General features: G+C 37.5%; 1 protein-coding gene. It reads left to right on the top strand.

Annotated features, from left to right (window positions below; genetic code table 11):
* The first annotated feature begins 32 nt into the window (after positions 1-32).
* On the top strand, positions 33-407 hold the full coding sequence (locus tag FCV43_RS19950; protein ID WP_136996159.1) for a DUF6232 family protein: 375 nt from the start codon (positions 33-35) through the stop codon (positions 405-407).
* Positions 408-477 lie beyond the last annotated feature (70 nt).

A 477-nucleotide genomic window follows, 5' to 3' on the forward strand; every position in this document is an offset into this window, starting at 1 on the left:
TTTGTGGGGTACACCAGTGACAGGAGGTTCATTTGATTATTGAAGACAATTTTAAAGTTAGTAGTACAACCTTTACGTTTAAAAAAGACGAGTATCCTTTGTCAAAAATTAAGGGTGTAAGAGTTAAAGCTAACACCTTTCAAGATCATGCATTGAGAATTGGCTGTATTGGTTTGGTCGTTGCAAGCGTGGTATGGATGATATGTCCAGAGTCTTTTGGGTTAATTACCGCTCCGTTAGCACTAACAGTTGGCATGTTTTCTGCTCTATTCTCGGTCAGAAGGTACGAGTTACAAGTAGAATTTCAGCATATTGATGAAACGGGTTTACAATGGGTGTCGGTAGCTAAGTCGAATAGTCATGTGGTTAAAAAAATTTTTGAAAAACAGGCAAGTAGACTACTTTAGCTTGTCACATAACAAACAATTTAAGAGTGACTCCTAACGCTTGCCGATTTTACTCCGATTTGAATTTTGT

It is taken from the genome of Vibrio genomosp. F6 (assembly GCF_005146325.1).
Lineage (GTDB): Bacteria > Pseudomonadota > Gammaproteobacteria > Enterobacterales > Vibrionaceae > Vibrio > Vibrio cortegadensis.